Origin of the sequence: Plantactinospora sp. B5E13 (genome assembly GCF_039871775.1) — a bacterium.
Lineage (GTDB): Bacteria > Actinomycetota > Actinomycetes > Mycobacteriales > Micromonosporaceae > Plantactinospora.
In genome coordinates, this window is sequence record NZ_JBDPLT010000039.1 from 39,793 (window position 1) to 63,565 (window position 23,773).

A 23,773-nucleotide genomic window follows, 5' to 3' on the forward strand; every position below is an offset into this window, starting at 1 on the left:
GTGTGCGAGAGTCAGCCCCGTGAACGTCGCGGTGGTCGGCCTCGGTCTGATCGGCGGGTCGGTGCTGCGCGCCCTCGCCGCCGCCGGACACCAGCTGCTCGGCTACGACGCCGACCCGGCCACCCGGGCCACCGCGCGGACCGCCGCCGCCCAGGCGCCGGCCACGCAGCGCTGGCAGGTCGCCCGGACGATCCGGGACGCGGTGGCGCACGCCGACCTGGTGGTGGTCGCGGTCCCGTTGCCGGCGGTGGCCGGGGTACTGGCCGAGGTGGTCGGCACCGGCTACACCGGCCTGGTCACCGACGTCACGTCGGTCAAGGAGCCGGTACGTGACCTCGTCGACCGCCACCTGGGTGACGGTGCCGGCCGGCTCGCCGGGTACGTCGGCGGGCACCCGATGGCCGGCCGGGAGACCTCGGGCTTCGGGGCCGCCGACGCCGAGCTTTTCACCGGCTGTGCCTGGGTGCTGTGCCTCGAGCCGGGGGTCACCGCGCTGCCGGACTGGCTGGAGCTGGCGACGCTGGTCACCGGGCTGGGTGCCCGGGTGGTGCCGGCCACTGCGGTCGAGCACGACCGGGCGGTGGCGGCGGTCAGCCACGTACCGCACCTGCTGGCGGCGGCGTTGGCGGCCGTCGCGGCCGACGATCCACTCGCCACCGCCCTGGCCGCCGGTTCGTACCGGGACGGCACCCGGGTGGCCGCGACCCGGCCGGAGCTGATCGCCGCGATGTGCGGTGGTAACGCGGCGGCGGTCGGGCCGGCGTTGGACGCCGTACTCGCCGCGTTGGGTGCGGCGCGGAGCGCGCTCGAGACCGGCGACCCGATCGACGCGCTGCGCGACTGGCTGTCGCCCGGTTCGACCGCCCGGCGGGCCTGGCCGCCCCGGGCCGGCACCCCGGTCGAGCTGCCGGCCCGGACCGACGAGCTGCTGGCGCTGGGCCGGGCCGGCGGCTGGGTGACCCGGGTCGCCGCCGACCGGCGTACGGTCACCGCCGTCCGGCCCGTCCCGCCGCCGACCGCCACCGGCTGACCGCATCGACGGTCCGGGGCCGGACGAGCTTCCGGCTACCGCCAGACTCCGTCGACCGGCGCCGGCGGTCCGGGCCGGACGGCGTTCCCGCTACCGCTGGGCGACCGTCTGCAGCGCCTCCAGCAGGGTGTCCCGGCTCTTCTTCTCCAACAGTTCGCTCGACCACTGCTCGTGCAGGGTGATCGTGCGACCGTCGTGCAGCGCGATCTGGGCCTTCAACGGCACCTGCTTCTGCACGGCCGCGCCGGTGAACTCCTCGAACGGCAGGAACTGGTGCCGACCGGCCAGCTCCGCGACCGGAACCGAACTGACCAGCTCCTGGAGCCGCTTGGTGCCCTTGTCCGCCTTGCCCGGGCCGCCGATCAGGACGAGCCCACGGTTGAGCACCAGGATGTCGTGCTCCACCCCGTCGACCTTGATGTTCGCCAGTCCGGCCAGCAGCCGGGAGCCGTCGGCGCTGGCCCGCCGCTGCACGATCCGACCCTGCTCCGGGTCGATGCCGAGTGCGGCGAGCCGGGCGAGCGCCTCGGGCAGGGTCTCCGGGCGGACCGCCAGGGCGGCGATCTCGGTCAGGTCGAGCGGTTCGCCGTCCCGCCCGACCAGCCGGGCCGGTTCGGACCAGGAGTGCCGCCAGTACGCCGCACCGGCGGTGGCCGCCGCGTTCACCAGCAGGGTGTCCATCACGTCGACGAACTCACCGACCGCCTCCTTGCGGGTGTGGTCGGGGAAGAACTGCTCGGCGAACTCGGGGAACCGGCGCGACTCGACGAGTTCGAGCAGGACCGGCAGGCCCGGATCCTCCGTACCGGTGAATCGACCCAGCGCCCGGTAGACGTTGTCCGCCATTCGCTGCATCCCGGCGGCGACCATCGCGTGGGTGAACTCCGGCCAGGGCAGTCGGGTCCGGTCGCCGGCCTCGACCACCAGTTCCTGCAGCTGGCGGCCGGCGGTACCGAGGTCGGGCAGCAGGGTGCCGGCCGGTCGGTCGTCCGAGGCGGCGGGGTTGTCGGGCATCGCGGCGATGACGGCGATCCGTTCGCCGATCGGCGGGTGGGTGTCCCACCGGGAGCCGGTCTCCTCCGGTTCGCTGGCTCGCAGCTTCGCCAGCTCCTCGGCCCGGGCGGCGACGATCTCGGCGAAGCCGCCGAAGAGGTCGTCGGGAAGGTATCCGGCGGACCAACCGGGCTGCACGTACCGGGTGTGGAAGAAGCCCCAGGCGGCGTCGAGCACCGGCAGTTCCCGCAGCGCGGACGCGGCCGCGTCCCGGCCGGCGACCTGGACCGAGGCCCGGTCGGCCTCCAGTTCCTGGCGCCGGGAGACCGCGTTGTCGACCAACAGGTAGAGCCGGGCGTAGCCACGGAAGACGTAGCCGACCGGGTTGCGGGGGCCGATCCGGCCGATGGTGCCGCCGATCGCCAGCCGTCCCCGGTACGCCACGCCGCCGAGCCGGGTGTGCCGGCCGGAGTAGTGCCCCAGCTCGTGGGCGAGGACGGACCGGATCTGGTCGAGGTTCATCGCCTGGAGCAGTGGCAGTCCGATGTAGAGGATGCGCCGGCCGCCGACCAGGCCGAGCAGTTTGGTGTCCTCGCTGACCGCCGCGTTGACCTCGGGCACGAGCCGGATCTCGTCCGGCGTACGGGTTCCCACCACGTGGGCCAGTTCGCGCACCGTACGCCACAGTTCCGGCGCCCGGTCCGGGCCGAGCGGCAGCCCGTGCGGCGGCTCGGGCTTGCTCCGGACCGCCTTCCAGAGCGCGACCAGGACGGCGCCGCCCGAGGCGGCGATGAGCGGCAGGGTGAGCTTCACCGCCAGCAGCCCGGGTATCACCGTGACGAGCCAGACCACCAGTGCCAGCGCGGCGCCCAGTTGGAGCAGCGCGACGACGTAGAACCCGGCCAGCATCACCACCGACGCCAGGGCACGGAAAGTCGCGGACATCCTGTCCTCCCCCGTTTCTGTCTCCCGCACCGGGTCACGGCGCGGTCACCGCCCTGATCAGAGGACGGCGCAGGGACATTACGACGATGATCATCAGTGCGCAAACCTCTTACGGCTGGACCTGGATCAGCCGTCCGACCAGCCTGCGTACCGTGCGCGGCGGAGGTCCGGTGGCTACGGTGTCGGTATGACCGCCCGGGACCCCGTCGCCGACCTGCGCCGGATCGCCTTTCTGCTGGAGCGTGCCAACGAGGCGACGTACCGGGTCCGGGCCTTCCGGTCGGCGGCCGCGACCCTGGCCGGCCTGCCCGCCGGGGAGTTGGTCGCCCGCGCGGAGGCGGGGACGCTGACCGAGCTGGCCGGGGTCGGTGACGTGACCGCCCGGACGGTCGCCGAGTCGCTGCGCGGCGAGGAACCGGTCTACCTGCGCCGGCTGCTGGCCACCGAGGGGCTCGACCTGGACGAGACCGCGACCGCGCTGCGGGCCGCGTTGCGGGGCGACTGTCACACCCATTCGGACTGGTCCGACGGGGGTTCGCCGATCGAGGAGATGGCGCTCGCCGCGGTCGAGCTCGGTCACGAGTACCTGGCGTTGACCGACCACTCGCCCCGGCTGACCGTGGCCCGGGGCCTGACCGCGGCCCGGCTGCGCGAGCAGCTCGACCGGGTCGCCGCGGTCAACGACGCACTGCCGGAGGGGTTCCGGATCCTGACCGGGATCGAGGTCGACATCCTGGAGGACGGTTCACTCGACCAGGACGAGGAGTTGCTGGCCCGGCTGGACGTGGTGGTCGGTTCGGTGCACAGCAAGCTGCGGGACGAGCGCCGCCGGATGACCCGGCGGATGGTGACCGCGGTCGGCAACCCGCACCTGGACATCCTGGGGCACTGCACGGGCCGGATGGTCGCGGCCCGCCCGCCGGGGGTGACCGGCCCGGGTGACCGGGGGCACCGGGCCCGGACCCGGCCGGAGAGCGACTTCGACGCCGACGCGGTCTTCGCCGCGTGTGCCGAACACGGCAAGGCCGTGGAGATCAACTCCCGGCCGGAGCGGCAGGATCCGCCGAAGCGGCTGATCCGGCTGGCGGTGGAGGCGGGCTGTCTCTTCGCGATCAACACCGACGCGCACGCGCCGGGTCAGCTCGACTGGCAGCGCTTCGGCTGCGACCGGGCGGCGCGGTGCGGCGTACCGGCGGATCGGGTGGTCAACACGTGGTCGGCGGAGGGCCTGCTCGACTGGACCGGCTCGCACGCCGGCTGACCGCCCGATCCGGTGCCGGCGGGCTCAGCGCCGGGCTGACGGAACCGGTTCGGGGGCCGCCGCCCGGGCCTGCGCCCGGGGACGGCTGCGGCCCAGCAGTCCCTGGGAGACCGCCACCCCGGCCAGCACGATCGCCGCCCCGACCGGCTGGTACCAGGCGAGATGCTCGCGCAGCGCGACGACCCCGATCAGCACCGCGAAGATCGGAATGACGTACGTGACGGTGGAGGCCGTACTCGCCCCGGCCAGCCGGATGTTCCGCATGTTGATCACGAAGGCCAGGCCGGTGCCGAGCGCGCCCAGCGTCAGCACACTGGCGATCGCCTCGGCGGAGAGCCGGGTCGGCACCGGCGGGGCCCCGGCCACCAGCGGCGCGACAATCGCGAGCTGCGCGGTCGCCATCAGCAGCTGGGCGGCGGAGAGCGCCAGCCCGGACTCGGTCCCGCCGGCGATGAACCGCTTCTGGTACGGAATCGAGACGCCGTAGCAGGCCGCCGCGCCGAAACACATCAGCTGCCCGGTGAACTGGGCACCGCCGAGCCCCTGCCACACCCCGAGCACCACCAGTACGCCGACGAAGCCCAGCCCGAGCCCGACGCTGCGGCGCAACGTCATCCGCTCGGTCCGGAACACCAGCACCGCCAACGGCAGCACGATCAGCGGCGTGGTGGCGTTCCAGATGCCGGCGAGCATCGACGAGACCCGCTGCTCGCCGTAGCCGAAGAGGGTGAACGGCACGGCGATGCCGATCGCCGCGAAGACGGTGAGGTGCAGCCAGAGTTTCGGGTCGCGGGGCAGCCGGTCCCGCAGCAGTGCCAGCACCACCAGCAGGGTCAGCGCGCCGGTGGCGACCCGGCCGAGGGTGACGTAGAGCGGGTGCATCTCCCGGACCCCGAGCTTGATGAACAGGAAGCTGGAGCCCCAGATCGCAGCCAGGACAAGAAAGCCGGGCAACCAGGCCCGGGAGGGAACTCTGTCAGGAGTGGCAGCGGCAGTCACCCCTGACACTCTGCCCGAGCCGTACGACGGTGTCGCGCGACTTCCGGGCCCGGTGTCGGAGACCACACCCACCACGCCGACACCGGACGGCGGTAACACGGATGAGGGTGCGGGTGGTCATCACGTAGGGTCGGGACCGTGGGACGAATCAACGAGCTGGCCGACCGGTACGTCGACGACTGGGCCCGACTGAGCCCGACCGGTGCGACGTACGCCGGCATCAAGGGATACGACGACCAACTCGGCGACTTCTCCCCGGAGGGTTACGCCGCCCAGGCCGACCTGACCCGGCGGACCCTCGCCACACTCGACGCCACCGAGCCGGACACCGAGGCGGAACGGACCGCCAAGGAGGCGATGCAGGAGCGGCTGGGTCTGGAACTGGCCCGGTACGACGCCGGCGAGGTGACCAGCGAACTGAACGTCATCGAGAGCGGGCTGCACGAACTGCGCCAGGTCTTCGACCTGATGCCGACCGAGGGCGAGGAGGCGGTCAGCAACATCGCCGCCCGGCTGGGCCAGTTCTCCGGCGCGCTGCAGGCGTACAAGACGACGCTGGCGAGTGCCGCCGACGCCGGGCACGTCAGCTCCCGCGCCCAGATCGTCGAGGTCGCCAAGCAGTGCGACGTCTGGACCGACCCGGACGGCGACAACTTCTTCCACAACCTGGTCGAGAGCCTGACCGCCGGTGACGCGCTCACCGCCGACCTGCGCCGTTCGGCCGCGGCGGCGACCGCCGCCACCGCCGAGTTCGGTCGGTTCCTCCGCGACGAACTCGCGCCCCGGGGCCGGGAGAAGCAGGCCGCCGGGCTGGAGCGCTACCAGCTCGCCTCGCAGTACTTCCTCGGCGCCAAGGTCGACCTGCACGAGACGTACGCCTGGGGGTTCGCGGAGCTGGCCCGGTTGGAGGCCGAGATGCTGGCGGTGGCCGCCCGGATCGCCGGCCCGGGCGCCAGCGTCGACCAGGCGGTCGCCGCGCTGGACGCCGACCCGGCCCGGCAGATCCAGGGCAAGGAGGCGTTCCGGGACTGGATGCAGGCGCTGGCCGACAAGGCGATCGCCGACCTGCACGGTACCCACTTCGACATTCCCGAGCAGGTACGCCGGATCGAGTGCTGCCTCGCGCCGACCAGCGACGGGGCGATCTACTACACCGGCCCGAGTGAGGACTTCTCCCGTCCGGGTCGGATGTGGTGGGCGGTGCCGCAGGGCATCACCGAGTTCTCCACCTGGCGCGAGGTGACCACCGTCTTCCACGAGGGGGTGCCCGGGCACCACCTGCAGGTGGCCCAGACCCAGGTCCGGGCCGACCTGCTCAACCGCTGGCAGCGGCTGCTCTCCTGGTCGTCCGGGCACGGCGAGGGCTGGGCACTGTACGCGGAACGACTGATGGACGAACTGGGTTACCTGGAGGATCCGGGTGACAAGCTCGGCATGCTCGACGGGCAGGCGTTCCGGGCCGCCCGGGTGATCGTCGACATCGGTTTGCACCTGGAGTTGGAGATCCCCAAGGACAACCCGTTCGGTTTCCACCCGGGTGAGGTGTGGACGCCGGAGCTGGGTTGGGAGTTCCTCCGGGGGCACTGCCGGCTGCCGGACGAGAACCTGCGGTTCGAGCTGAACCGCTACCTGGGCTGGCCGGGGCAGGCGCCGTCGTACAAGATCGGTGAGCGGATCTGGCTGCAGGCCCGGGCGGACGCGCAGGCCCGCAAGGGTGCCGACTTCAACCTGAAGGAGTTCCACCGGGCCGCACTCGACCTGGGCTCGATCGGCCTCGACCCGCTCAAGGCCGCGCTCGCCCGGCTCTGACCCGTCGGGTTCGACGAACAGAACGCCTCCGGCCCAGGACGGGATGTCCTGGGCCGGAGTGGTACCGCTGTCGGTGATGCCGATCAGCTGAAGTTCACGTCACTGCACCACATGTACGCCTGGTCGAGGTGCGAGGCCTGCCAGATGACGAACACGATGTGGCGTCCGGTGTAGCCGTTGGTCGAGACGTTGAACGAGATGTTCTGCGCCGGCGCGTACCGCCCGGTCTGCGTGATGAAGTCGAGGTTGCCCCACCCGAGGGTCTGGGTGGTGGGGTTGAACCCCTGCTTGCTGACGTAGACCCGGAAGTAGTCGGCACCGTGGCTGGCCTGGTCGTACAGCTGGACGGTGAAGTTGCTACTGATGTTCGTCGCCTTCCACTGTCCGGCCCGGTTCAGGCTGTTGTTGCGGGAGAGGCCGTTGCTGCAGAGCTGCCCGTCCGGGGTGCGGGCCTGGAACTGCCCACCGAGGCCGTCCCGCAGCGCGCTCATCCAGTTCCACATGGTGTCCGGGTTGGCCTGGAACGCCTGGTAGCACATGGGGTCCTGTTGCTGCATGGCCGGGTTCATGTGGTTGTTGCCCCAGTCCTTCCAGCACTGGTACTGGCGGGACTGCGGGTTGATGATGGTGCCGTGGGCCTGGGCGACGCCGGACCAGGGCAGCATGCCGACCACCATGGCGAGCAGCAGGGCAAGCACGCGGAGGGGCTGCCGTACGGCCGACCGGGATCGCCGGCCGGATTGATCGGGCTTACGTGGAAGCACAGTACATCCTCCGTTCTCAGGTACTCATGATCGGCATGGGAGCGCTTTCCACAAGTGTTACACCTACGGACCGAAACATCAATAACCGTCTATTAATATCGGAGCCGGCCAGGCTGGGCCGAGCCTACCAAGGCAGCGATATCCGACTATACCTACGTCAGAGGTAATGAAACTCCGCCAGTCTGCGGTCAGTGGGCCGGCCGAGTTCGGCCGGTTCCTCCGCGACGACCTCGCGGATGCCCGAGCTGCGGGGTGTCATCCTGGTCGGGTGTCAGCCGCATTCGTAGTCGTCGTCGCGTCGAGTTTCGTGGCCGCCGGCTCCGTGATCTGGTACGTCCGTCCGCGCAACCGGTCCGGACCGCTCCTCGTCGCCGTGGGTCTGCTGTGGACGCTGGCACGACTGCCGGTCCCCGACGGCATTGACCGGTTGGTCGGCGGGCTCTGGGTCGCGGTCCTCGCACACGTCATGCTGGCGTTCCCGTCCGGCCGGTTGATCGGCCCGGCGGCCCGGGCGGCGGCCGGGTTGGCATACCTGAGCGCCGCGATGACCGGGCTGCTCCAGGCGCTGGTGCCGGCGTCGCCCGGCGTCGCAGCCGGCGCCGGCACCGTCGGTGCGGTGCTCAGCGGCTGCGCGGTGATCGCGGTGCAGGCGGCCCGGTGGCGTCGGGGCACGGTGACGCAGCGGCGTCTGCTCGCCCCGGTGACGGGTGCGGCACTGCTGGCGACGACGCTGTTCGTGGTGGTGAAGCCGGCGATGATCGCCGGCGCACCGATCCCGTACCTCACCGCCGTCACACCGTTGGCGTTCGCCGCGATCCCGGTGGCCTGCCTGGGCACGCTGCTCCGAGGCCGGATGGACCGGGCGGGGGTCGCGGATCTGGTGGTCCGGCTCGGTGCCGGGGCCGGGACGCCCAGCATTCAGCGGGCGCTGGCCGAGACGTTGCACGATCCGACACTGCGCGTCACGTACCGGGTGCCGGGCGTGGACCGGTACGTGGACCTGGACGGCCACGACCTGCCGCCGGACGCCGGGGCCGCGGTTACCCGGATAGACCGCAACGGCGAGCCACTCGCCCTTCTGGTGCACGACCGCACGCTGCTGGACAACCCCGAGTTGGTCGACGCGGCGTGCGCGGCCGTTGCGCTGGCGCTGGAGAACGAACGCCTGACCGCCGACCTCCGCACCCGGCTGCGCGAGGTGGCCGAATCCCGGAATCGCGTTCTGCGGGCGGCCGAGGACGAACGGCGGCGGCTGGAACGAGACCTGCACGACGGCGTCCAGCAGCGGCTTCTTTCGATCCCGCTCGTGCTGGGCCTGGCCGACGCGGCCCTCGATGAGCGCCCGGAGCGGACCCGCGCGCTGATCACCGAGGCCCGGGGTACCGCGTTCGCGGTGCTGGGTGAGCTACGGGCCATCGGGCAGGGCATCCACCCGCCGGTGCTGACCGAGCGGGGTCTGGAGGGCGCGGTCCGGGAGCTGATGGCACTGACACCCGTGCCGGTGTCGCTGCGCGTCCGGCTCGCCGCCCCGCCGCCCGCGTCGGTGGAGACAACGGCGTACTACGTGGTCGCCGAGGCGCTGGCGAACGTCACCAAGCACGCCGATGCCGGTCGGGCCGAGGTACGGATCGACGCGGACACCGGGCGGTTGACCGTCGAGGTGGTCGACGACGGCCGGGGCGGGGCGGACACCGCGGCCGGCACCGGGCTGCGCGGGATCGCGGAGCGGGCCCGCAACAACGGTGGCGAGCTGACCCTGACCAGCCCGCCCGGTGGCGGCACCAGGGTGGAGGCGGTACTGCCGTGCGAGTCGTGATCGCCGAGGACAACACCCTGCTGCGTGAGGGCGTCGCCCGGCTGCTCACCGAGGCCGGATTCGCGGTGGTCTCCCGTGTGGCCGATGCGGACGCGCTGCTCGCCGACGTGGCCCGGCACCGCCCGGACGTTGCCCTCGTCGACATCCGGCTGCCACCCACCCGGACCGACGAGGGCCTGCGCGCGGCACGGGAGATCCGGCGGCGGCACCCGGGGACCGGCGTACTGGTGCTCTCCCAGTACGTCCGGGTCAGCTACACCGTGGAACTGCTCGACGGCGGGGCCCGGGGCGTCGGCTACCTGCTCAAGGACCGGGTGTCCGATCTCGCGGAGTTCGCCACCGCGGTACGCCAGGTGGGCGCCGGCGGGTCGGCGTTCGATCCGATCGTCATCGACCAACTCGTCGGGCGGCGCGCCGACGCCGATGATCCGCTGCGGGTGCTGACCGAGCGGGAACGGGCCGTCCTCGCGCTCATGGCGGAGGGCCGGGCGAACCAGGCCATCGCCCAGCGGCTCGGCATCGCCGAACGGACCGTGGAGAAGCACTGCACGAGCATCTTCGCCAAGCTCGGCCTGCCGGCCCGGCCGGACGACCACCGCCGGGTCCTCGCGGTGCTGCGTTTCCTGAACGCCTGAACGACGCGCGCCGGGGTGTGGGCAGCCGCACCACGCACCGGGTGCCTCCCCGGTGGCTGATGGGTGCTGTCCGGCTTCTCGGCAGCACACCAGCGCCGAAGAATCGGCCCGTGAACATCTCCCACGCGACTCGCGGCGGCAATCTCGGCCGGGTGCGTACGCGATTGAGGCGACCGTTGAAGCTTTTGGTCATCGGCGTGACGGCGTTCGTCGTACTGCTCGTCGTGCTGGTGACCGGTTTCGTGGTGTTCCGTGACCCGCCGGTGGAGCCGTTCGAGCCCGTGGCGTGGGATCCGGTCGCGGGCTTCGCCGTACCGTCGGAGAAAATCGACGGTGTGGCGGCGGCAGGCATCGCGCCCCTGGTCGACGAGGTTGTGGACGGTCCGGAGGACCTGGCCGTGGACACGGCGGGGCGGGTGTACACCGGCGACCGTCAGGGGCGAATCCTGCGGGTGGATCCCGACCACGGGCGGATGGAGGTGTTCGCCACCGTCGGCGGCCGGCCGCTCGGCCTGGTGTTCGCCCCGGACCGGCACCTGATCGTGGCGAACCACGGCGTCGGCCTGCAGTCCGTCTCGCCCACTGGTGAGGTGACACTGCTGGCGGGGACGGCCGGCGGGACGCCGATCCGGTTCGCGAACGACGTCGCGGTCACCGCCGACGGCACGGTCTACTTCTCGGACGCGAGCGCCGAACACCACCGGGCCGCGCTCGGCGACGTGTCCTCGTACGCCCTGTACGACTTCCTCGAAGGACGTCCACATGGCCGGTTGCTGCGCTACGAGCCGGCCACCCTACGGACCACGGAGCTGTTGACCGGGCTGTATTTCCCGAACGGCGTGGTCGTCACCAACGACGGGGCGGCGGTGCTGGTGGCCGAGTCCACCCGGTACCGGATCACGCGGTACTGGCTCGGCGGCGGCCGGGCCGGCAGCTCCGACGTCCTGATGGACGGATTGCCCGGCGTGGCGGACGGCTTCACCCGCGACACAGACGGCACCCTGCTGCTGGCGATGTACGACCGGGTGCCGGCACTCGACCGGTACGTGCTGCCGTCGGGTTGGGCGCGTCACCTCGCCGTACGACTGCCACAGTCGATGCTGGTCGACGAGGACAACCCGCAACCTGGCTCGATCCTGGTGCTCACCGAGGCCGGCGAGGTGGTCCGGCACATCGTCGCCGCCCGGCCCGCCGTGGCGAACGTGGTGCCGTACCAGGGCCGTTGGCTGCTCGGCTCGCTCACCGGGAACCGGATCCGGGTCATGTCGCCGCCGGCCGTCTAGTCCGTCCCGCGACTTCCGTCCCGCGACCGGAAGGTCGGGCATGGTACGGCGGACGGCAGCTCAACGAGTTGCTCCGGCGACACGGTTCCTGGCACGCTCTGCGGGTGTCCTCACTGCCGACCACGTTCGCCGAAGACGTCCACCAGCCTCTTCAGACTCAGTTCGAAGCGTTCGTCGACGAGCACCGTCGGGCACTGCACGACTGCCTGGACGGGCTGACCGAGGAGCAGGCGCGGCAGTCCCTGGTCCCCTCCCGGACCACGCTGCTCGGCCTGGTCAAGCACGCCACGGTCGTCGAGAAGGTCTGGTTCGACGAGGCGGTGACCTGCCGGTCGCGGGCCGAGATCGGCATCCCGGCGACCCCGGACGAGTCCTTCGTCCTGACCGACGACGACACCATCGCGAGCATCCAGGCGGCGTACCGGGAGGCGTGTGCGGACTCCCGCCGGGCGACCTCGTCGCTCGGGCTGGACGACGTGCTGCCCGGCAACCGGCGCGGCCCGCTGCCGCTGCGCTGGGTGTACCTGCACGTACTGCGTGAGCTGGCCCAGCACTGCGGGCACGCGGACATCCTGCGCGAGCAGATCCTGAGCCGGTGACACGTCCGGGATCCGGACGGCCGGACAGTCCCAGGCTCCGGCCGTGACGATCGCTCCGGAGGTCCTGGATTCGGCGGCAACCGACCCGACGTCACCGGCCTGGGACCGGATCTGGCGGGAGTCGGGTGACCAGGGCAGCTTCGCCCCGGCCAGCGCGGCTCTGCTGCCCTGGCTGGCCCGGACCTGCGCCGCCTTCGCCCCGAGGGACCGGGAACGGGCGGTGGTCCTCGCCGGTTTCATCGCGCTCGACGCCACCGACGCAGACCGTGCGGTCTATGCCGACCAGGTCGCGGCCCTACGGGCGCTTGCGGTGGAGTGCCTGTCAGTCGCCTCCACCGACGACATGTTCGTCCAGCTTCAGCAGGCGGTGGCCGGCTTCGACGGTGACGAGATCTGGGGCAGGGAACTCGACCGCGTCAACGCCGGCGAGGTCGACGTCCAGTGCCCCGATTGCGACGAGGAACTGCTGGTCGACCTGCGGCGCGGGCACGCGGTGATCGAACCCGGCCTGCCCTCGGAGTTGGCCCGCCGGTTGCACGCCGAGGCTGTTCAGGCGGGCCGGGAGTCGGTTGCCGCCGCCCTGACCCGCCTGTTCGGCCGGTTCAGCTGTCCCGAGTGCGGTGCCGGCTTCGTCCTTGCCGACCACCTGGCCGGCGTCTCCGGCCGCTAGAGTCCGGCATCGGCGACCGCTGGGGTCCGACGTCGGCGACCGCCGCCCTGGGAGTTGTTTCTCGTCCGGGTGTCATGCCTGATCGGCATATTTATGACTCTGAGGCATGACGCTCACGGTCGTATCGTGGTCTCCGGGACCCGGGCAGTACCGGCGACCACCCGGGTTATCGGGGCCCCAGCCCGGTCTTGCCGTCGAGTAGTTCGCGGGCGATGTCGAGGTGCCCGGCGTGCCGGGCGGTCTCCTCGATCATGTGCAGGATGACCCGGCGCAGGTCGGTGATTTCGGCGCCGAGGTCGCCGGGGTGCCGTCCACGCGGGGCAGCGTCCAACGGTGTGGCGGCGACAATCTCGTTGGATCGGGCACACTGCGCCTGATAGAACCCGAGCACGACGTCCGGCGGTCGCGGAGTGGTCAGCGGCGCGCAATCGTCGTCGGGCCAGGGCATCGGATCCAGGGAGCCGGTGACGATCTTCTGGAACCAGTGCCGTTCGGCGTGACTGAGGTGTTCGATCAGACCCAGCGGGGTCCACCCCGAGGGCACGACGGACTTGGTCAGGGCTTCCACCTCCAGGCCGTCGATAATCGCCAGTACGCTGCTGCGTTGCGCCTCCAGGAACATCAGCAGCGTCTGCTTTTCGGCGTCGTCCACCTGATCCCACACCCTCTCGACGTCTCTTCCGGAGATCCGGTCATCGGGACCGACGACGAGTCGGACCCGGCGCGGCGCACGCTAACAGCCGGCACCGACAGTCTTTGATGGACAGACAAACCCGCTGTCGTGGCGGTCGACGACGGCCGGCGGGGCGGCAGCCTATCCGCCGCTGTTGGTGGTCCGCCGGCCTCCGTACCCGTCGGTCGGGGGTGGCGGGAAGCAGTCGGCGTACGCCCGGAGCAGCAGTGCCCGCCGGACCATCCGGGCCACCGGGACCCAGGCGATGAACCGGGCGTGCAGCTCGGCCGGATCCGGGCCCGGGTTCGGGTGGAGCCGGTGCAGGTCCCCGGCCGCCTCCTGTAGGCAGAGGCCGAGGTAGACGAAGAGGGCGAGCGGGTCGAGCCGGTACTCGACCCGCAGGGTCGCCTTGGCGGTGTCGCACGGCCACGCCGTCTCGCAGACCCGGCAGGTCCAGGTGGGGCGTCGGGGAGTGTGCTCGACGCCGGGGCGTTCCGGGGTTGTCATGCCGGGCCGCCCGTCAGCCGCGGTTGTCGCCGGTGCGGGAATGCTGGGCCGGGGTCAGCGCGCCGGCCCGGCCGACCCGGTGGCCGAACCAGGTCGGGCCGTTCCAGGCGCTCCGCTGGTTCCACCCGCGAGAGCCGGCCGGCCCGTTGGCGGCGGGCCGGTCGTGCACCGTCCGTTGGTTCCGCGCCCCGCCGGGGTCGGGGTTGAACGGCATCGGTACGACGGGTGCCACGTCCGGGCACGTCCAGCGCAGCCCGCACCAGCAGTACCGCCAGAGTCGTCGCCAGTCTCGTCGGTGTGGTCGCACGGTGTCACCTCGCCGCCAGTTCGCACGGATCTGTGGGGTACGGGGACCGCCCGCGCCCGTACGGGCGGGCGCCGCCGGTGGGCGGTCCCCGTCGACGGAGCACGACCCGGTCCACGGGCGGGGTACGCGGGGGGAACGCCACCGCCCGGCGGGTTGGACCTCATCAACTCCGTCGATATCCACCCTGGACTTTGCACCCAGAGTGGCGGAAGACTTGCGATCGGCAACGAAGCTGACAGTTCGGCTGAATCACGGGGAAGGAGCAGGAATGTCGATTCACTACGGAGGAATGGGAAGAATCCTCAAGTTCGCCCGTACCAAGGCAGGGCTGACCCAGGACCAGCTCGCCCAGCGGCTGAACGTCTCGACCTCGCTGATCGCCAAGTTCGAGACGAACCGGCTGGTCCCGCAGTCGGACACGGCGCGCAAGCTCGACGTGGTCTTCGACGCCGGTGACACGTTCCAGGAGTCGGCGGCGGAGGCCCGCGCCTACGCCCCGGACACCGCCTGGTTTCAACCGTGGCTGGACTACGAGCAGCACGCCACGATGGTCCGGAGCTTCCAGTTGGCGGTGGTCCCCGGGCTGCTGCAGACCGAGGAGTACGCCCGGGCGGTGCTGCGGGACGCCGGCACCCGGGTGCCGGACGTCGAGGTGAAGGTCGCCGAGCGGCTCGCCCGGGCCGAGATCCTGCGCCGCGAGCAGGACCAGTGCCGACTCTTCGCCGTGCTCGACGAGGCGGTGCTGCGGCGCCCGGTCGGCGGGTCGAAGGTGATGGCCGACCAGTTGCACGCGATCGTGCAGGCGTGCGCCCGACCGAACGTCAGCGTGGTGGTGGTGCCGGCCTCGGTGGGCGCCTATCCCGGGCTGAACGGGCCGCTGGCGCTGGCCACCGTGCAGGGTCGCACCGTCGCCTTCCTCGACGATCCGCTGGACGGCCACGTGATCGAGGATCAGGAGCGGGTGACCGCGCTGGAGGAGGCCTGGGAGGCGATCCGTGGGTACGCTCTACCCGGACAAGCGTCCCTCGAACTGCTCATGGAAGCGGCGGAGTCATGGAGCTGAGCAACATGCCGCGCTGGCGGAAGTCCTCCCGCAGCAACGGCCAGGGCGGTGACTGTGTCGAGGTCGCCGACAACCTGCCCGGCCACATCCTGGTCCGGGACAGCAAGGACCCGGCCGGCCCGTCGCTCACCTTCACACCCGCCGCCTGGCGCAACTTCGTCGACCTGGCCCGTCAGCACCACTGACCCGAGGGTGAGGGTTTGGCCGGCGGCCAGGTAGACGGCTCCAACCCACCGCGCGGGATCCAGGTGTCCGCATACCGGCCACCTGGATCCCCGCTGGAGCATCAACAAGCTTTCTGGACGATCTCCGGCTGGTCGGCGCAGAACACCGCTTGGATCAGTCCGGCCAGTGCCTGGGGGAACACGGTTGCCGGGTCGAGGTCCCTGGTGGTCAGCGAGGCGGTCAGCGTCTTGCGGCCGTCGGGCGTGCTGATCATCAGTGCCCCGTAGCCGCCGGGCGCACCGCCGTTGTGGTGGACGATGACACCATTGCCCGGGCCCAGGTCCTGCACCCACAGCCCCAGGCCGAGATTGAACTTGCCGTGCGGCGAGAGCATCTCGGCCAGCAGCGGGGCCGGCAGCAGCTTGCCGCCCAGCAGCGCGGAGATGAAGGTGCCGAGGTCCTTGGCGGTCGAGATCAGGTCACCGGCGCCGGCCAACAGGGAGGGGTTCTGACGGCTGACGTCCGTCACCTTCCACTCACCGGCGTCCTGGTAGCGGTAGTAGCCGTGGGCGTGCGGCCCGGGCAGGTCCGGCGAGGTGGCCGACACCACGGTGTCCGACATCCCGAGCGGGCCGAGAATCCGCCGCTGCATTTCCTCAGCGTACGACCGGCCGGTGACCTTCTCGATCAGCAGCAGGGCCAGGGTGTAGTTGGTGTTGGAGTAGCTCTGGTCGGTGCCCGGCTCGAACCGCGCCGGTTTGGCCAGTGCGAACCGGACCAGTTCCTCGGGCCGGTAGGTGTGGAACCGGTTGTCCACCCACTCCTTGCCCTGGGAGGGGATTCCCATCACGAAGGTCCCGTCGGCGTCGGGTTCGCCGGTGTAGCTGTACAGGCCGCTGGTGTGTCGCAGCAGCATCCGTACCGTGATCCGCTCGTCCAGGCCGAGTTCGGGTAGGTGGTCGGCCACCGGGTTGTCCAGCCCGAGCCTGCCCTCGGCCACCAACTGGAGCACCAGGGTCGCGGTGAACGGCTTGGCGACGCTGCCCGCCCAGACCTGCCCGTTGGCGGGCGGCTCGGCGGTGTCCCCCAGCTTGTTCACCCCCGCGCGGCCGGTCCAGTCGCCCTGCTCGTCGTGGATACGCATTTCCACGCTGCCGAACCCGGCGTCGACGAAGTCCGTCAGGATCTGGTGCAGTTCCGGACGATCCTGCCCGGCGGCGTCGTCGGCCGCGAGGCTGTGGGCGGTGATGTCGCCGTAGCTGGTGGTGGCACGGATGTCGAGTTGGGCGGTGGCGCCTTCGGTGTTTCTGAGCGTGTTGCGAATCCGGCCGGAGGAAGTGCCGGCGTCCAGGGTGGCCGAGACCCCGGGGGCAGCGCCGATCGAGATCCCGCCGTACTCGGTGCGCAACACGACCGTGCCGCGCACCGCCTCGGCGACCCGGATGTCGCCCTTCTGGGTGCTGATCTCCGCCGGGCCGCCCAGGCGGCCGATCGAGATGTCGCCGGCGTGGGCGACAAGGCGCAGGCTCGCGACCTCGTCGAGCTCGACCGCGCCGTGCGCACCGTCGAAGGTGACGTCGCCGAGCCGTCCGGCGACGCGGAACTCGGCGGCGGCCGCCTTGGCCTCGACCCGTGACCCGGCGGGAAGACAGACCGTCAGCTCGATGGAGCCGGACGGGCCGATGATCTGGTTCCGGGTCGGGGTCTCGATGCGCAGGAGGCCGTCTCGGTATTCAACGGTGGTCTGCTCCGCCGCCTTCACGTCGCGGCTCTTCGAGGCGTCCGTGGGCGCGACCTCGACTGTGGTGTCGGCCCGGTCGGTGGCGACGACCCGGACCCGCCCTGCGGGGATGTCCAGGACGGCGGCGATCGGGGTCGGGGTGTCGAACTTCTGCATGGTGCTCTCCTGAGGGTCCGTCCCCCTGGCGGGGACGCATGTGGTGGGCGTGAACCTGGCTGCGGTCGACGAGTTGTGTACGAGGGCTACGATCGTCCGCCGCCCTGACAGCGGACGGTCATGCCGCTGACGCGGCTTCTGACATGGCGTCACCGGACGTCAGGACGGTGGCGGAGAACGCCACCGCGCCGGGCGCCATCGCTCGGAAACGAACGGCAGGACGCCGCCCCGCTCGCTGTGGGCCTGCTCGAACGCGCCCAGCTGGCCGCCCAGGGCATCACCCACGTGCTACGCGTCGGCATGCTGCCCACCAACGGCTACGACCTACGGCCGGATTGGGAAGCCTTCCGGACCCGCCACCCGCAGTGGAAACTGCGCCTCCGGTTTGCGTCCTTCGTCGACCCGTTCGCCGGGCTCCGCCGTGGCGAGTACGACGTCCTCGTCGCCTGGCTTCCGGTCGAGGAGTCCGACCTCACCGTCGGCCCGACCCTGTTCGTCGAACCCCGGTTCGTGGGCGTGGCGGCCGACCATGAACTCGCCCAGCACACATCGACCCTGTTGGAGATGCTGGGCGACTTTCAGCAGCCCTGGTCGCGGCCGGACATCACCTTCCTGCCGGTCCGCGACCTGAGCGCACTGCGGTACGCCCTAATGTGGCACTCCGAGTCGGAGAACGACCCCATCCGGGCCTTCGCCCAGACCGTACGGGACGTCGGCCGGTCAACACAGCAGACCTGGCCGCGCGTCGGTACTCCAGCCGCGCCCACGCACGGCATCTCCCCCTCGCCCGGCCCGGTCACTGCACCCCGTCGGCGAAGGCGCGGAGCAGGTCGGCGGTGCCGGGGTCGGCGGGGAAGAACCCCTCGATGGCCAGTCCGGCGACGGTGACGTCGAGCGGGGTGCCGAAGACGGTGGTGGTACTCAGCAGTCGCAGTTCCCGGTCACCGTGGCGGTAGCGGAGCGGGACGAGGAGATCGGCCATCCCGCCACTGCTCTCCACCGGCACGGGCCCGTCGTCCCCGGGCAGGCGCCGGAGGTCGTCGTACAGCTCCTGCAGTCGCGGGTCCCCGGTGGCCGCGACCTGCCGGCGCAACCGGTCGAGGAGATGGGCACGCCACTCGGGCAGGTTGACGATCCGGGGCGCCATGCCCTCCGGATCCAGGCTCAGCCGCAGGACGTTGACCGGCGGGGTGAGCAGCCGATCGGCCGCGCCGGCGGTGAACAGGCCGACCGCGGGGTTCGCCTCGACGAGATGCCAGTGCCGGTCGACCAGCACGGCCGGATTCGGGCCGTACGCCCGCAGAATCTGCCGTACGGCGTCCCGGATCGACGCCATCTGCGGGTCACCCAACTCGTGCTCCGGATAGGCCGGGGCGTACCCGCCGGCGAGCAGCATCCGGTTGCGATCGGCCAACGGCACGTCGAGATGCTCGGCCAGCCGGAGGAGCAGCTCCGGGCTCGGCCGCGCGCGACCGGTCTCGACAAAGCTCAGATGCCGGGTGGAGATGCCGGTGTCGACCGACAGTTCGAGCTGGCTGAGCCTGCGTCGCTGGCGCCAGCCACGCAGGATCTCGCCGACCGGCGGTGCCGTCCCCCTCACAACCATGGTGCCAACCCTACGGACGGCACTGCCACCAGCCCATTACCTGCGAGGTAATCGACAGTCCTCGGGTCGGCGACAACCATCGGTCGTACCGAGGCGGTGATCATGCCGCCCGGACCGAGAGGAGATTCCCGTGTCTGCTGCGGACTTTGCCGAACTGGCGGAGCGTTACATAGCCGTCTGGAACGACACCGACCCGAAGCGGCGACGCCGGGCCATCGACGAACTGTGGGCGGAGGACGGCCGCTACGTCGACCCGATGGGCGTCGCCGAGGGCCGGGACGCGATCGACGCCACGATCGCCGCCGTACAGAGCCAGTTCGCCGGCCTGGTGTTCCGGCTGGCCGGGTCGGTAGACGGCCACCACAACCAGGCCCGTTTCACCTGGCAGCTCGGGCCCGCCGACGGCGAGCCGCTGGTGGTCGGGTTCGACGTCGCGGTCACCGACGGGAACGGGCAGCTGAGCCAGGTCCTCGGGTTCCTCGACCGGGTCCCGCTGCCGGCGATGAAGCCGCCGCCCGCGTACGCGATCGCCCACCTCCGCCGGGCACCCGTCCACCCGGACGTGTTGGAGTACCTGGAGCGCATCCAGGGCACCCTCGACCCCTTCGGGGGGCGGTTCGTCGTCCATGGCGGCAGCGTCGACGTACGGGAGGGCGACTGGCCCGGGGATGTGATCGTGGTCGAGTTTCCGGACCTGGCCCGGGCACGCTCCTGGTACGACTCGGCTGCCTACCAGGCGATCAAGCCGCTGCGGACCCGACACCTGCCCGGCGAGCTGATTCTGGTCGAGGGAGTTCCCGCCGACCACGACAGCGCCCGGATGGCGGCCGACCTCCGTACCCGTCTCGGGTGAGGCCGGCCATACTCAGGGAGCGTTCGACATGCCTGGACATGTCGAACGCTCCCTGAGCACGAAGGCGCCCGGAGCCCAGCCGGTCAGCGCTGGCGGGGCATCGCGCCGACCGGCGGCCCGGCCGGTACGACCGCGTCCTCCTCCTCGACCACCGGCTGCGAGAACTGCGCGTGGTAGAGCCGGTGGTACGCGCCCTCGATCGCGAGCAGTTCGGTGTGCGTACCCTGCTCGACGATCCGGCCGCTCTCCATCACCAGGATCAGGTCGGCGTCCCGGATCGTCGACAGCCGGTGGGCGATGACAAAACTGGTCCGGTCCTGCCGCAGTGCCGCCATCGCCCGCTGCAGCAGCACCTCGGTACGGGTGTCGACCGAACTTGTCGCCTCGTCCAGGATCAGCAGCGACGGGTTGGACAGGAACGCCCGGGCGATGGTGATCAGCTGCTTCTCACCGGCGCTGACGTTGTTGCCCTCCTCGTCGATGACGGTGTCGTAGCCGTCCGGCAGGGAGCGGACGAACCGGTCCACGAACGTCGCCTTCGCGGCTTCGACGATCTGCTCCTCGGTCGCGTCCGGGTTGCCGTACGCGATGTTGTCCCGGATGGTGCCGCCGAACAGCCAGGTGTCCTGCAGCACCATGCCGATCTGGCCGCGCAGCTCGTCCCGGCGCATCGTGCTGATGTCCACCCCGTCCAGGGTGATCCGGCCGGCGTCCAGCTCGTAGAAACGCATCACCAGGTTGACCAGGGTGGTCTTGCCGGCGCCGGTCGGGCCGACGATCGCCACCGTGTGGCCCGGCTCGGCGACCAGGGACAGGTCCTCGATCAGCGGCTTTTCCGGCTCGTACCGGAAGGAGATCTGCTCGAACTCGACCCGGCCGTGCCGCTCGGTCGCCCGGGCCGGCTCGGCGGGGTCCGGGGTCTGCTCGGCGGCGTCCAGGACGTCGAAGACCCGTTCCGCCGAGGCGACCCCGGACTGCAGCAGGTTCGCCATCGACGCGACCTGGGTCAGCGGCTGGGTGAACTGCCGGCTGTACTGGATGAACGCCTGCACGTCGCCGAGCGACATCGAGCCGGAGGCGACCCGCAACCCGCCGATCACCGCGATCGCCACGTAGCTCAGGTTCCCGATGAACATCATCGACGGCATGATGATCCCGGAGACGAACTGGGCGGCGAAACTGGCCTTGTACAGCTCCTCGTTCTTGGCGGCGAAGGCCGCCTCGACCTCCCGCTGCCGGCCGAAGACCTTGACCAGCTCGTGGCCGGTGAACGCCTCCTCGATCTGGCCGTTGAGTGCGCCGGTGTGCTGCCACTGGGCGATGAACTGCTTCTGCGACCGCTTGGCGATCTCGCGGGTGACCAGCACCGACAGCGGCACCGCGACCAGCGCGACGACGGCCAGCAGCGGCGAGATCCAGAACATCGCCCCGAGTACGCCGACCACGGTCAGCAGCGAGACCAGCAGTTGGCTCAGGGTCTGTTGCAGGCTCTGCGCGATGTTGTCGATGTCGTTGGTGACCCGGCTGAGCAGTTCACCCCGGGGCTGCCCGTCGAAGTACGGCAGCGGCAGCCGGTTGAGTTTCGCCTCCACGTCGGTACGCAGCTGCCGGATCGCCCGCTGGACGATGCCGTTGAGCAGGTAGCCCTGCCACCAGGAGAGCAGGCTGGCGGCGAGGAAGAGGGCCATCGCCAGGGCCAGCACCTGACCGAGCCGACCGAAGTTGATGCCGACCCCGGGGACCAGGTCGGTCATCCGGGCCAGCATGTCGGCGAAGCCGTCGTTGCCGGCCGCCCGCGCGCCCTCGACCGCCTGCTCGGGGGTGCTGCCGGGCGGCAGCTGCTTGCCGATCAGGCCGGCGAAGATGAGGTCGGTGGCGTGCCCGAGGATCTTCGGGCCGACGACGCTGAAGGCGACGCTGACCACGGCGAGCAGGACCACCGCGACGAGCTGCAGCCGTTGCGGCCGGAGCCGGCCGAGCAGCCGCTTCGCGGACGGGCCGAAGTTCATCGACTTCTCCGCCGGCATCCCGGCGGCCATCCAGCGCGGCCCGCCACCGCCGCCACCCCCACCGCCCGGCAGTCGGGACGGTGCCTTGCCGGCCGCCGGGCCGGGGGCCTTTGTCGGTTGGCTCATGACAGGGCCTCCACGGTGAGCTGGGAGTCGACGATCTCCCGGTAGGTCGGACAGCTCTCCAACAGGTCGTCGTGTCGGCCGATGCCGACCACCGCCCCGTCCTCGAGCACGACGATCTGGTCGGCGTCGATGATGGTGGAGACCCGCTGGGCCACGATCACCACCGCCGCGTCCGCCGTCACCGGGCGCAGCGCGGCCCGCAGCCGGGCGTCGGTACCGAGGTCGAGGGCGGAGAACGAGTCGTCGAAGAGGTAGATCTCGGGTCGGCGGACCAGGGCGCGGGCGATCGCCAGCCGCTGCCGCTGCCCGCCGGAGAGGTTGGTGCCGCCCTGGGCGACCGGGGCGTTCAGCCGCTCCGGCAGCTCCTCGACGAAGTCCCGGGCCTGGGCGATCTCCAGGCTGGTCCAGAGTTCCTCGTCGGTCGCGTCCGGGTTGCCGTACCGGAGGTTGCTGGCGATCGTCCCGGTGAAGAGGTACGGCCGCTGCGGCACCAGCCCGATCTTGTTCCACAGCAGGTCCGGGTCGAGGTCCCGGACGTCGACGCCGTCGACGTAGACGGTGCCGCCGGTGGCGTCGAACAGGCGCGGGGCCAGGGAGATCAGGGTGGTCTTGCCGGCGCCGGTGCTGCCGATGACCGCGGTGGTCTGACCGGCCCGGGCGGTGAACGAGATGTCCCGCAGCACCGGCTCGGCCGCGCCCGGGTACTGGAAGCGAACGTTGCGCAGCTCCAGTTCGCCCCGGACCGGCACCTCGGTGACGCCGTGGGTCGGCGGGACGACCGACGGGTCGGTGTCGAGGACCTCGGTGATCCGTTCGGCGCAGACCGCCGCCCGGGGCACCATGATCACCATGAAGGTCGCCATCATGACCGACATCAGGATCTGCATCAGGTAGCTCAGGAACGCGGTCAGCGCGCCGATCTGGATCTCGCCGCTGTCGACCCGGTGCGCACCGAACCAGAGCACCGCGACACTGGACGCGTTGAGCACCAGCATCACGATCGGGAAGACCACCGCCATCAGCCGGCCGACCCGCAGCGCGGTCGCGGTCAGGTCCCGGTTCGCGGTGTCGAAGCGCGCGGTCTCGTACGGCTCCCGAACGAACGCCCGGACCACCCGGATGCCGGTGATCTGCTCCCGGAGCACCCGGTTCACCGTGTCGATCCGGGTCTGCATCAGCCGGAACTGCGGCACCATCCGCTGGATCACCAGGCCGATCGCCAGCACCAGCACCGGTACGCAGACCGCCATCAGCCAGGAGAGCCCGACGTCCTCGTTCAGCGCCATGATCACGCCACCGACGCACATGATCGGCGCGGCGACGAGCATCGTGCAGGTGACCACGACGAGCATCTGCACCTGCTGCACGTCGTTGGTGTTCCGGGTGATCAGGGACGGGGCGCCGAACTGGCCGACCTCGCGGGCGGAGTACCCGACGACCCGGTGGAAGATCGCCGCCCGTACGTCCCGACCGAAGCTCATCGCGGTCCGGGCACCGTAGTAGACCGCGGCGATCGAGCAGGCGATCTGGACGGCGCTGACCAGCAGCATCCAGCCGCCGATCCGGACGATGTAGCCGGTGTCGCCCCGGGCGATCCCGTTGTCGATGATGTCGGCGTTGAGGCTGGGCAGGTAGAGCGAGGCCATGGTGCCGACGAGTTGCAGCAGCACCACGGCGGTGAGCGGTCGGCCGTACGGCCGCAGATAGGTCCGTAGTAGTCGGGTCAGCATGAACGAACCCCCGTGGTCAGGGCATGGTGACCG

General features: G+C 71.1%; 22 protein-coding genes. 11 read left to right on the forward strand and 11 right to left on the reverse strand.

Translation table 11 applies throughout. The annotated features are described in order from the left end of the window. Window positions 1-19: 19 nt before the first annotated feature. Window positions 20-1,030 carry a prephenate dehydrogenase/arogenate dehydrogenase family protein gene (locus ABGB05_RS27355; RefSeq protein WP_347656768.1) on the forward strand — a complete coding sequence of 337 codons (1,011 nt, stop codon included), beginning with the start codon at window positions 20-22 and terminating at the stop codon, window positions 1,028-1,030. Window positions 1,031-1,120: 90 nt separating this feature from the next. Here the strand turns inward: ABGB05_RS27355 and ABGB05_RS27360 are convergent, their stop codons facing one another. Beyond that, a complete protein-coding gene (locus tag ABGB05_RS27360; RefSeq protein ID WP_347656770.1) occupies window positions 1,121-2,968 on the reverse strand; it encodes a M48 family metallopeptidase in 1,848 nt (615 codons plus the stop codon). A gap of 187 nt (window positions 2,969-3,155) precedes the next feature. Between ABGB05_RS27360 and ABGB05_RS27365 the strand changes: the two genes are divergently transcribed. Beyond that, window positions 3,156-4,229 (forward strand): PHP domain-containing protein, encoded by a 1,074-nt coding sequence (locus ABGB05_RS27365; protein ID WP_347656772.1) that lies wholly within the window; start codon window positions 3,156-3,158, stop codon window positions 4,227-4,229. 24 nt (window positions 4,230-4,253) lie between these two features. On the opposite strand, the gene ABGB05_RS27370 is transcribed toward ABGB05_RS27365, so the two are convergent. Then, window positions 4,254-5,228 carry a DMT family transporter gene (locus tag ABGB05_RS27370; RefSeq protein WP_347656774.1) on the reverse strand — a complete coding sequence of 325 codons (975 nt, stop codon included), beginning with the start codon at window positions 5,226-5,228 and terminating at the stop codon, window positions 4,254-4,256. A gap of 138 nt (window positions 5,229-5,366) precedes the next feature. On the opposite strand from ABGB05_RS27370, the gene ABGB05_RS27375 reads away from it, so the two are divergent. Continuing rightward, the gene (locus tag ABGB05_RS27375) at window positions 5,367-7,037 is read left to right on the forward strand and encodes a DUF885 domain-containing protein (protein ID WP_347656776.1); all 1,671 of its coding nucleotides are present in this window, start codon (window positions 5,367-5,369) and stop codon (window positions 7,035-7,037) included. Window positions 7,038-7,120: 83 nt separating this feature from the next. Here the strand turns inward: ABGB05_RS27375 and ABGB05_RS27380 are convergent, their stop codons facing one another. After that, window positions 7,121-7,735: a lytic polysaccharide monooxygenase gene (locus ABGB05_RS27380; RefSeq protein WP_347656778.1), complete on the reverse strand. Its 615-nt coding sequence runs from the start codon at window positions 7,733-7,735 to the stop codon at window positions 7,121-7,123. A 334-nt stretch (window positions 7,736-8,069) separates the two neighbouring features. Here ABGB05_RS27380 and ABGB05_RS27385 point away from each other — a divergent pair, with 334 nt between their 5' ends. From ABGB05_RS27385 to ABGB05_RS27405, 5 genes are all read left to right on the forward strand, one after another. Beyond that, window positions 8,070-9,617 (forward strand): sensor histidine kinase, encoded by a 1,548-nt coding sequence (locus ABGB05_RS27385; RefSeq protein ID WP_347656780.1) that lies wholly within the window; start codon window positions 8,070-8,072, stop codon window positions 9,615-9,617. Further along, window positions 9,605-10,252, forward strand: coding sequence for a response regulator transcription factor (locus tag ABGB05_RS27390; protein WP_347656782.1), 648 nt, complete (start codon window positions 9,605-9,607; stop codon window positions 10,250-10,252). The genes ABGB05_RS27385 and ABGB05_RS27390 overlap by 13 nt, the downstream gene beginning before the upstream one ends. Window positions 10,253-10,449: 197 nt before the next feature. Next, window positions 10,450-11,535 (forward strand): SMP-30/gluconolactonase/LRE family protein, encoded by a 1,086-nt coding sequence (locus ABGB05_RS27395; protein WP_347656784.1) that lies wholly within the window; start codon window positions 10,450-10,452, stop codon window positions 11,533-11,535. A 104-nt stretch (window positions 11,536-11,639) separates the two neighbouring features. After that, window positions 11,640-12,134 (forward strand): DinB family protein, encoded by a 495-nt coding sequence (locus tag ABGB05_RS27400; protein WP_347656786.1) that lies wholly within the window; start codon window positions 11,640-11,642, stop codon window positions 12,132-12,134. Between the two features lie 43 nt (window positions 12,135-12,177). Continuing rightward, a complete protein-coding gene (locus ABGB05_RS27405) occupies window positions 12,178-12,804 on the forward strand; it encodes a hypothetical protein (RefSeq protein WP_347656788.1) in 627 nt (208 codons plus the stop codon). A gap of 166 nt (window positions 12,805-12,970) precedes the next feature. On the opposite strand, the gene ABGB05_RS27410 is transcribed toward ABGB05_RS27405, so the two are convergent. From ABGB05_RS27410 to ABGB05_RS27420, 3 genes are all read right to left on the reverse strand, one after another. Continuing rightward, window positions 12,971-13,456 (reverse strand): DinB family protein, encoded by a 486-nt coding sequence (locus ABGB05_RS27410; protein ID WP_347656790.1) that lies wholly within the window; start codon window positions 13,454-13,456, stop codon window positions 12,971-12,973. Window positions 13,457-13,618: 162 nt separating this feature from the next. Beyond that, window positions 13,619-13,984, reverse strand: a complete 366-nt coding sequence (locus tag ABGB05_RS27415; protein ID WP_347656792.1) for a hypothetical protein — start codon at window positions 13,982-13,984, stop codon at window positions 13,619-13,621. Window positions 13,985-13,997: 13 nt separating this feature from the next. Further along, entirely contained in the window at window positions 13,998-14,291 is a 294-nt protein-coding gene (locus ABGB05_RS27420) for a hypothetical protein (RefSeq protein WP_347656794.1), read from the reverse strand. Window positions 14,292-14,559: 268 nt separating this feature from the next. On the opposite strand from ABGB05_RS27420, the gene ABGB05_RS27425 reads away from it, so the two are divergent. Together ABGB05_RS27425 and ABGB05_RS27430 are read left to right on the forward strand one after the other, a co-directional pair. Next, entirely contained in the window at window positions 14,560-15,354 is a 795-nt protein-coding gene (locus tag ABGB05_RS27425; protein WP_347656796.1) for a helix-turn-helix transcriptional regulator, read from the forward strand. Beyond that, entirely contained in the window at window positions 15,345-15,539 is a 195-nt protein-coding gene (locus tag ABGB05_RS27430) for a DUF397 domain-containing protein (RefSeq protein WP_347656797.1), read from the forward strand. Before ABGB05_RS27425 ends, ABGB05_RS27430 begins: the two co-directional genes overlap by 10 nt. A 101-nt stretch (window positions 15,540-15,640) precedes the next feature. On the opposite strand, the gene ABGB05_RS27435 is transcribed toward ABGB05_RS27430, so the two are convergent. The 3 genes from ABGB05_RS27435 to ABGB05_RS27445 form a co-directional block, all read right to left on the reverse strand. Further along, window positions 15,641-17,416: a serine hydrolase gene (locus ABGB05_RS27435; protein ID WP_347656798.1), complete on the reverse strand. Its 1,776-nt coding sequence runs from the start codon at window positions 17,414-17,416 to the stop codon at window positions 15,641-15,643. A gap of 324 nt (window positions 17,417-17,740) precedes the next feature. Then, a complete protein-coding gene (locus tag ABGB05_RS27440; protein WP_347656799.1) occupies window positions 17,741-17,962 on the reverse strand; it encodes a hypothetical protein in 222 nt (73 codons plus the stop codon). 250 nt (window positions 17,963-18,212) lie between these two features. Next, window positions 18,213-19,016: a helix-turn-helix transcriptional regulator gene (locus ABGB05_RS27445; RefSeq protein ID WP_347656812.1), complete on the reverse strand. Its 804-nt coding sequence runs from the start codon at window positions 19,014-19,016 to the stop codon at window positions 18,213-18,215. Between the two features lie 136 nt (window positions 19,017-19,152). Between ABGB05_RS27445 and ABGB05_RS27450 the strand changes: the two genes are divergently transcribed. After that, entirely contained in the window at window positions 19,153-19,875 is a 723-nt protein-coding gene (locus ABGB05_RS27450) for a DUF1330 domain-containing protein (RefSeq protein WP_347656800.1), read from the forward strand. 83 nt (window positions 19,876-19,958) lie between these two features. Here the strand turns inward: ABGB05_RS27450 and ABGB05_RS27455 are convergent, their stop codons facing one another. Both ABGB05_RS27455 and ABGB05_RS27460 read right to left on the reverse strand, forming a co-directional pair. Beyond that, complete coding sequence (locus ABGB05_RS27455; protein ID WP_347656801.1) at window positions 19,959-22,010, reverse strand: ABC transporter ATP-binding protein; 2,052 nt, start codon at window positions 22,008-22,010, stop codon at window positions 19,959-19,961. Then, window positions 22,007-23,740, reverse strand: a complete 1,734-nt coding sequence (locus ABGB05_RS27460) for an ABC transporter ATP-binding protein (RefSeq protein WP_347656802.1) — start codon at window positions 23,738-23,740, stop codon at window positions 22,007-22,009. The genes ABGB05_RS27455 and ABGB05_RS27460 overlap by 4 nt, the downstream gene beginning before the upstream one ends. Window positions 23,741-23,773 lie beyond the last annotated feature (33 nt).